The sequence below is a fragment of the Nonomuraea lactucae genome (assembly GCF_003313395.1).
GTDB classification, from domain to species: Bacteria; Actinomycetota; Actinomycetes; order Streptosporangiales; family Streptosporangiaceae; genus Nonomuraea; species Nonomuraea lactucae.
In genome coordinates this window covers 1-7,363 of sequence record NZ_QNFZ01000235.1, presented here as the reverse complement: position 1 = coordinate 7,363, position 7,363 = coordinate 1, and the positions used below count along the sequence as shown (strand labels likewise).

At 72.9% G+C, this 7,363-nt stretch carries 9 protein-coding genes; 4 read left to right on the top strand and 5 right to left on the bottom strand.

The window, feature by feature from the left end:
- Positions 1 to 247: AfsR/SARP family transcriptional regulator (locus DQW85_RS14605; protein ID WP_162794986.1), on the bottom strand; the 247-nt coding region annotated here is incomplete at its 3' end.
- 181 nt (positions 248 to 428) lie between these two features.
- Between DQW85_RS14605 and DQW85_RS14600 the strand changes: the two genes are divergently transcribed.
- Positions 429 to 1,331, top strand: a complete 903-nt coding sequence (locus DQW85_RS14600) for an alpha/beta fold hydrolase (protein WP_113700851.1) — start codon at positions 429 to 431, stop codon at positions 1,329 to 1,331.
- A gap of 37 nt (positions 1,332 to 1,368) precedes the next feature.
- Here the strand turns inward: DQW85_RS14600 and DQW85_RS14595 are convergent, their stop codons facing one another.
- Positions 1,369 to 2,241 (bottom strand): EamA family transporter, encoded by an 873-nt coding sequence (locus DQW85_RS14595; protein ID WP_113700850.1) that lies wholly within the window; start codon positions 2,239 to 2,241, stop codon positions 1,369 to 1,371.
- 51 nt (positions 2,242 to 2,292) lie between these two features.
- Between DQW85_RS14595 and DQW85_RS14590 the strand changes: the two genes are divergently transcribed.
- Positions 2,293 to 3,141, top strand: a complete 849-nt coding sequence (locus DQW85_RS14590; RefSeq protein ID WP_113700849.1) for a MurR/RpiR family transcriptional regulator — start codon at positions 2,293 to 2,295, stop codon at positions 3,139 to 3,141.
- An 80-nt stretch (positions 3,142 to 3,221) separates the two neighbouring features.
- On the opposite strand, the gene DQW85_RS14585 is transcribed toward DQW85_RS14590, so the two are convergent.
- Positions 3,222 to 3,533 (bottom strand): hypothetical protein, encoded by a 312-nt coding sequence (locus DQW85_RS14585; RefSeq protein ID WP_113700848.1) that lies wholly within the window; start codon positions 3,531 to 3,533, stop codon positions 3,222 to 3,224.
- Positions 3,534 to 3,632: 99 nt separating this feature from the next.
- Positions 3,633 to 4,091 carry a pyridoxamine 5'-phosphate oxidase family protein gene (locus DQW85_RS14580; RefSeq protein WP_113700847.1) on the bottom strand — a complete coding sequence of 153 codons (459 nt, stop codon included), beginning with the start codon at positions 4,089 to 4,091 and terminating at the stop codon, positions 3,633 to 3,635.
- 231 nt (positions 4,092 to 4,322) lie between these two features.
- Here DQW85_RS14580 and DQW85_RS14575 point away from each other — a divergent pair, with 231 nt between their 5' ends.
- Positions 4,323 to 6,416: a hypothetical protein gene (locus tag DQW85_RS14575; protein ID WP_113700846.1), complete on the top strand. Its 2,094-nt coding sequence runs from the start codon at positions 4,323 to 4,325 to the stop codon at positions 6,414 to 6,416.
- An 8-nt stretch (positions 6,417 to 6,424) separates the two neighbouring features.
- Here the strand turns inward: DQW85_RS14575 and DQW85_RS14570 are convergent, their stop codons facing one another.
- Positions 6,425 to 6,868 carry an iron-containing alcohol dehydrogenase gene (locus DQW85_RS14570; RefSeq protein WP_162794985.1) on the bottom strand — a complete coding sequence of 148 codons (444 nt, stop codon included), beginning with the start codon at positions 6,866 to 6,868 and terminating at the stop codon, positions 6,425 to 6,427.
- A gap of 95 nt (positions 6,869 to 6,963) precedes the next feature.
- On the opposite strand from DQW85_RS14570, the gene DQW85_RS14565 reads away from it, so the two are divergent.
- Entirely contained in the window at positions 6,964 to 7,308 is a 345-nt protein-coding gene (locus DQW85_RS14565; protein WP_113700844.1) for a hypothetical protein, read from the top strand.
- Positions 7,309 to 7,363: the final 55 nt, after the last annotated feature.

Below are 7,363 nucleotides of genomic sequence, written 5' to 3'. Positions count from 1 at the left end.
CGCGGGGCGGGCGCTCGGGCTCCAGCGCACGGCGCAGCGCGGCCACGAAGGTGCGCACCGCCTCGACCGCGCCCGGCGGCGGATCCACCCACAGATCCTCCACCAGCCGGGTGACCGGGACGACGCGGCGGCGCGCCACGATCAGCCGGGCCAGCACCGCGCGGTGCCGCGGCCCCTTCAACGCGATCGCGCCTCCGGCGCCGTCCCAGGCCGTCACCGGCCCCAGCACCCCGAACCCGACCCGCACCCTCGACCACCCTTCCCGGGGCACGGCCCCGCCCCCGGGGCCACGCTATAGCGCGCTCGACCGCGCTCGACCGCGCTCATCCGGTGCTCATCCGGTGCTCATCCGCGCAGGGCAGGCTGGCGGCGTCTCATCACCGATCGTCACCCACGCGGCGATCGTCACCTACGGAAAGGCTGGAACGATGACGCCTGCCATCGCCGGATTCGACTATCAGCGTGTCCCCGTCGCCGACGGCGTGTGCCTGAACGTGGCCGTCGCGGGCTCGGGCACTCCCGTCGTGCTGCTGCACGGCTTCCCGCAGACCCACCTGATGTGGCGGAACGTCGCCGCCGACCTCGCGGCCGACCACACCGTGATCTGCCCCGACCTGCGCGGCTACGGCGCCAGCGACAAACCCGCCGAGACCGGCGCCGCCACCTACGCCAAGCGCACCATGGCCGCCGACATCGTCGCCCTGGCCGGCGCCCTGGGGCACGATCGCTTCGCGCTGGCCGGGCACGACCGCGGCGCCCTGGTCGCCTTCCGCGCCGCGCTCGACCACCCGGACAGGATCACACATCTGGCCTGCCTGGACGTGCTGCCGACCCTGGACATGTGGCAGGTGATGCAGGGCACCGGCGCGGCCGTCGGCTTCCACCTCTACTTGATGGCCCAGCCCCCCGGCCTGCCCGAGCGGATGATCGCCGCCAGCGCGGACGCGTTCTTCGGCCACTTCCTCGACGTCTGGACCAACGACCCGGAGGCTGTCCCGGCTGATGTCCGCGCCGCCTACCTGCACGCCTGCCGCGACGCGGTGCCCTCGATCGTGGCCGACTACCGCGCCTCCGCGGGGATCGACGTCGACCACGACCGGGAGGACCTGCGCGCCGGCCGCCGGCTGCGGATGCCCGTCACCGTGCTGCAGCAGGACTGGGGCGCGGCCCTCGGCTTCGACGCGGCGGCGCTGTGGAGCGCCTGGGCCCCCGACCTGCTGCACACCACCGTCACCTGCGGTCACTTCATGGCCGAGGAAGCCCCCGCCGACGTCGCCAAGGCCCTCCGGGAGCTGCTCGGGCGGACACCGGTCAAGCTCGAGGCGGTGTGAGCGGGTCCGGCACCCGTACGGGTCCCGCCGTGGACCGTCAGGGCTGGGCGAGTTCGAGGATGACGATGCCGGCCATGACCGTGGCGCTGGCCAGCACCCGCCGGTAGCCGAAGCGTTCCCGGAAGATCAGCGTGGCGATCAGCGCGGCCATGACGATGCTGGTCTCCCGCAGGGCCGCGATGGTGGCGAGGTCGCCGCGGGCCTGCGCCCACACCACGAGCCCGTACGCGACGAGGGACAGCACCCCGCCGGTCAGGCCGCGCCACCGCACCTGCCGGAGCCGGGCGGTGAGCCGGCGACCGCGCCTGGCCCAGGCGATCAGAGGCATGACCGGGCCCTGGCAGAGGAAGAGCCAGGCGATGTAGCCGGTGACCGTGTCCGAATGCCTCACCCCGACGCCGTCGACGATCGTGTAGGCGGCGATCACCACGCCGGTCCCGGCCGCGGCGGCCAGCGCCGGAAGCTGGGCGCGGCCGGGGAGGCCGTCCGTCAGGGCCAGGCCGGCCAGGCCGCAGGAGATCGCCGCCACCCCGACGAGGCTCTCGGCCGAGAGTGACTGGCCGAGGAGGGTGGTGGACACCACGGCCACCAGCAGGGGCGACGTGCCGCGGGCTATCGGGTACATCTGGCCGAAGTCGCCGAGCTGGTAGGCCCGCAGCAGCAGGACCTGGTAGACCGCCTGCAGCGCCGCCGACGCGACGATGAACGGCCACGCCGCCGCGTCCGGCACCGGGGTGAAGCAGACCATGAGGGCGGCGCACGCGGTGGTGGCGAGGTTCATCAGAGTGAACCCGGCCAGCTTGTCCGTCACCCTGTGCGCCAGGCCGTTCCACACCGCGTGCAGCAGCGCCGCGGCGAGCACCACAGCCGGCACGGCGGCCGTGCCCGCCGACGACACGTTCCCGGGCATGTGACGCTCCCCAACGAGGCGTGGAACACAGTTCCCCGGTACTCTATATCCATGGAAGAACGTTCCGCAGCCGGGCCCCAGCTCGCGGCCCACGTCCGCGCGCACCTGCCCGGGCTGCGCGACACCGAGGCCAGGGTGGCGCAGGTGATCCTCGACAAGGGGGCGGAGCTGGTCTACCTGAGCGTCAGCGACGTCGCCGCGCTCGCCCGCACCGCGCCGTCATCCGTGGTGCGGGCCTGCCAGCGCCTGGGCTTCCGCGGATTCCATGAGCTGAAGATCGTCGCGGCCCGCCAGATCCCCGCCCCCGGACCGTCCCGCGATCAGGACCCCGCCGCCCGCGCGCTCGCCGACACGGTGCGCGCCGCGCGGGAAGCCCTCGACGGGCTGGCCGCCACCCTCCCCGTGGAGCGGTTGCGCACGGCGGCGCGCACGCTCGACGCGGCGAGCCGGGTCCTGGTGGTCGGTGCCGGACTGTCAGGCGCCGTGGCCGCGGACGCCGCCTACCGCCTGCGCGCGCTCGGTTCCATCGTGGACGCGCCGGCCGATCCGATCACCGCGCAACTGGCCGCCTCCCAGCTGCCCGCCTCCGCCGCCTGCCTGGCCGTCAGCCACACCGGCGCCACCCGCAGCACGGTCGACGCCGCGCGCCGAGCCCGCGAGGCGGGGGCGGAGGTCATCGCCCTCACGAGCTACGCCCGATCTCCCCTGAGCGACACGAGTACGTGCACGCTGGTCGCCGGCGGGCAGGACCTCGTGTTCGGCCTGGAGACCGTCGCCAGCCGCCTGGCCCACCTGGCCGTCGTCGACGCGCTGACCCTGACCGTGCTGGCCGTCCGCGGCGCCCCCGCCGAGCGTGCTCTGCGCCTGTCGGCGGACGTCACCGCGGACCACACGTACTGACGTCTGGACGTTCTGACGTCGTGAGGCGTTGGACGGCGCCGGGCGGACGGTTTCCCCTCGGCCGCCCGGCGCCCGCTGTGTCAGCCGCGGGTCTCGACCCACACGCTGATCGTCTGGTGGGGGGAGATCCGAGCGAAGGAGGTGCTGCCGGCGGGTACCCACGGCCCTTCGATGGGGATCAGGCCGATCTCGGGCAGGAAGTGCTTCTGCATGACGCGGATGCGGTGTTCGCCGGTTCCGGAGGCGCAGTAGCTGGTGGCCCACCGATCCTGGGTGTTGAGCTGGTAGCTGCACTCGGTGGGGGCGGCCATGGCGCCCGGCGCGGTGCCGAGGACGAACGCGGCGGCCAGGGTGACTGTTGCGGCGGCGGCGGTCCATGTTCTCGCGTGCATGCGCGACTCCTGGGGGGCGGCGAGAATTCTTAGGAAAGTTTCCTAAACATAGATTGCGGCGAGGGGCCCGTCAATACCGGACCTTCCGGCCGCGCGCGGTCAGGTGACCAGCCAGCGGCCGTCGCGCATGAGGTCGCGGCCGTCGAGCTCGTTGGCCTCGCGCCACGCCTGCACCCGCCGCGGATGGACGCGGAAGTAGAGGTACGGGGTGGTCTGCGCGCGGGGATCGAAGCCCGTCCCGGCGGCGAACGCGTCGCCCACGTCGTCCGGGATCTCGGTCGCCGGGAACCACCGGACGGTCCCCTCGATGAGGACCACGTCCCGCGTCGGGCCGAGGCCGAGGCGGGTCGTGCCGGTGGCCCGCAGGTTGCGGCCCGTGGGGCTGGCGGCCGGGGTGGAGAGAAGCAGGGTCTCGCCGTCCCACAGGAAGGACAGCGGCACGAGGTACGGAGTCCCGGTGTCCGGGTCCGCCGTGGCCACCCAGGCGTCGACGTCGCGCGCCAGCCTGTCGAGCGTGTCCTGCTTGCGCTGGTACGGGGTGCGGGGAGGCGGGGTCATCGAACGGAGTCTCCTCTGGGTGTCGTCACATCGGCCGGGCCGAACGGGTCAGTGCTATGACACCACCAGGCGAGTGGCGACCGCATGGGTGCCGCTCCACGCCTCGCCAGGCGGATCGAGGCCGGCCCCGTTGTTCCGGTGGCCGCTCGTCGCCCCCTGTGGGAAAGTCGGTCCACGTAGTCGTACGGCCGGGCGCCGGGGCCGAGAACCGGGGCCAGGGGGGAGCGACACGTGTCGCAGTCGCCGTTGCCGGCCGGGGCGGGGCCGTTCGATCCCGATCTCTCCGGGATCGATCCTGGCCTGATGGACGCGTTCATCACCGCCATGAGCCGGGCGCAGGAGGTCATCGGCGAGCAGTCCCGGGCCATCCGCGCCGAACTCGACCGGGTCGGGGCGAACGCGTCCGCGCTGGGACCGGTCGGGGAGACCGACGACTGGGTCGGCGAGCAGGTGCGCCGCCTCCGCGTCCGCAACGAACGCATCCGCGGGCGGGTCCCCGACTGGCTGCCCGGCATGGTCGAGTACGACGAGGCGGCGATGCCGTTCGTCTCCCGGGAGGAGGCACGGCGCGAGGGCGCGGCCCTGGCCGCGCTGTACCGGCGGTACACCACGGACGCCGAGGGCAAGGTCATCGGCGACGACCTCAGGGAGCGCCACCGTGACCTGCTCGCCCGGATGCTGAGGCGAGGGGGCGACGGCGACTTCGCCGCCGCCCTCTTCGCGGGCCTCGGCGCCGCCGGCACGCTGGCCCTGCCCCGGGACATCGCCGGCTTCACCCGCCACTCGCCCATCAGCGCGGGCGTCACGACCAAGGAACAGGCGCTGGGCGAGCTGAGCAGGATGTTCGGCGCGGCCACCGTCGCCGGCGGCCGCGCTCCCGGGTTCGCCAAGGTGATGGACGACCTCAGGCGCGGGGACGAGGGCGCCGACCGTGACGCGCTGTCATGGCTGGTCAGCAAGGGTGACCTGCCCAGCGAGTGGCTCGCCGCGGTGGTCCGGGCGAACGTGATCCTGCCCATGCTGAGCCGTACCTCCCGGCCGGAGGACATCACCCTGGGCACCACGGCCCGGTTCCTGGACGCGCTCGCCGCCGACCCCGCCGCCGCCCGCTCGTCCGTGAACGGCGTCCTCCGCCACTGGACCACCCAGCCCGCCGTCCCGGCGCTCACCGCCTACCGCGGGCCCAGCGTGCGCGGGGTGCTCACCATGCTGAGCCGGCACGTGTCCGGCGACGGGCGGACGAGTGGCGCGTTCGGCCGCATGCTGGCCGCCGCGTCCGGCGCCTACGACGAGCGGGACGGCGCGCACAGCGCGGACGCGGCCAGGTTCGCGTTCGAGGTGATCACCGCGGCGCCGGGCTTCGCCACCCACGACGCCATGAGAAGGCACCTCGCGGAGATCGGCGGCGCGTACGCCACGGAGTTCGCCGCGAGCGCGGACGCCATGGATCCCGACGCCCGCGAACCCAGCCGCTTCGGCCGGTTCGACGACAACCTCCCCGGCACCGAACCGGCGTTCCGGCTGTCCCTGACGGACGGCTACCGCTACCTGCAGACGTTCACCGACACGAACGCCCACATGGAGCCGTTCGACCGGGGCATGGCCGCGCTCACCCAGCGACTCTTCACGGAGGGCGTCCACCTCGACAAGGCCCGCATCGCCAACCCGCCCCCGAACGACCTGCAGGCCCAGAGCGCCGTGGAGCAGGTCTTCTCGCGTCTGGGAATGGTCTCCGGAATGGAGTTCGCGGCGATGAAGGTCGTCCGGGGCACCGCGGACCTGAGAGAGAAGGACGACTACGAATCCTTCACCAAGGCGCTCGACAAGGGCATGGACATGGCCCTGCTCGTGGTGCCGGCCGGCGGGGTACCCTCGGCGGCGGCCTGGATGGCGTTCAGTTGGCTGATCAAGGACGGTCTGGGCGCCGCCCTGGAGCCCGAGGCGCGGCTGCCCCTTGTGAACGAGAAGGAGATCACGCAGACGCGGGCGGTGCTCTACGAGATCGCCGCGGGACTGGTCGCCAAGGGCTACACCATGGGGGAGGCGCCGGTGAGGTTCAAGCCACCGGCCGACCCGCTCATCGTGGACGCCCGGGGGCGCCTGCGACCGTTCTCCGAGATCGGCAAGGATCGGGAGAAGACGGGGGCTTTCCTGCGGTGGCTGAAGGAGAACGGCAGCATAGAGGATGAGGCCGACCGCAGAGCGTTCGGAAAGCTCGTGTCAGGGGCGGCCACGAGGTTCTCCGGCGCCAAGGACCGCGTTGAGGAGTCTCTCTCGTCGGTGGACCCACACCTGAAGAAAGTGATCACTGGGGATGGTGGTTGATGCGCTCCTCAAGGCTGGGACTGCACGCAGTCCGTCTCTCCCGCTACCGTGATCTCGTGCTTGGTGGGCATGTCGAGCGTGACGGTGGTCCGCGAGGGCACGAGCTTGAGGACCGTTCTGTACGACTCCGGCGCGAAGACGGCGTCTACCTTGTAGCCCCATCGCTGGGTGAGCCGCCCTGTCATCTCGTCGATGAGCCCGGCATCCTCGCCACGGAAGGTCGATCTCACACCGTATGTCCGCTTGGTGCCGTTCTCTCCGCAGTCGAGATCCCTTCCGCCGGGGTCGGTGACCGCTACGTTGGGCAGGCCCGTGTCCTTCATCAGCTGGTTGATGTGCGACCTGAGCGTCTCGCCGGCCTGGGCGGGGGTCGGGCCCGGGTCGGTTCCGCCGCAGCCCGCCAGGACCGGGAGTGCCGCCGCGGCGACCAGGCAGCGTCGTACAGGTGTCAACAGGATCGCCTCCATCGAGCGTCGATCGCCCCGAGCTCATACTCCACCACATGGCCTCCACCGCAGCCCGAACGCGGAGATGGGTAAACCGCCAGATGACCGGGACGCCCCTGGAAGGGCTCGTGGACAGTCCACGGCACCGTGCGCTGCGGCAGGCGCTCTCCGTGGTGCGGGAGCGGGTGGCGCTGCTGGAGGCAGCGCTGGACCAGCCGTTCGGGCAGTTCACCGCGGCGGCGGTGTGGGTGGGGCCGGCGGCGAGGCGGTTCGGCGACGAGTTGCGGCACCACCGGCAGCGGCTCCGGGCGCAGGCCCGGAAGGTGGTGGGGGAGCTGGAGGACGAGCTCAGGAGGACGCCGGAGAAGGTGTCGCTCGTGGTGGCGCGGGAGGAGGCCGCCCGGCTCGGGCAGCGGGGCGGCGGATGGTCGGTCGGTCCCTCCTAGCTGCGGGTCGGAGCGGGCCCGGCACGGCCCCGCGCAGCGGGCCCGGCGCGGGGCC

Bases quoted from the DNA above. Each gene is read 5' to 3' on its own strand.
- DQW85_RS14600 (WP_113700851.1), top strand. From the start codon at position 429: ATGACGCCTGCCATCGCCGGATTCGACTATCAGCGTGTCCCCGTCGCC.
- DQW85_RS14595 (WP_113700850.1), bottom strand. From the start codon at position 2,241: ATGCCCGGGAACGTGTCGTCGGCGGGCACGGCCGCCGTGCCGGCTGTG.
- DQW85_RS14590 (WP_113700849.1), top strand. From the start codon at position 2,293: ATGGAAGAACGTTCCGCAGCCGGGCCCCAGCTCGCGGCCCACGTCCGC.
- DQW85_RS14585 (WP_113700848.1), bottom strand. From the start codon at position 3,533: ATGCACGCGAGAACATGGACCGCCGCCGCCGCAACAGTCACCCTGGCC.
- DQW85_RS14580 (WP_113700847.1), bottom strand. From the start codon at position 4,091: ATGACCCCGCCTCCCCGCACCCCGTACCAGCGCAAGCAGGACACGCTC.
- DQW85_RS14565 (WP_113700844.1), top strand. From the start codon at position 6,964: ATGACCGGGACGCCCCTGGAAGGGCTCGTGGACAGTCCACGGCACCGT.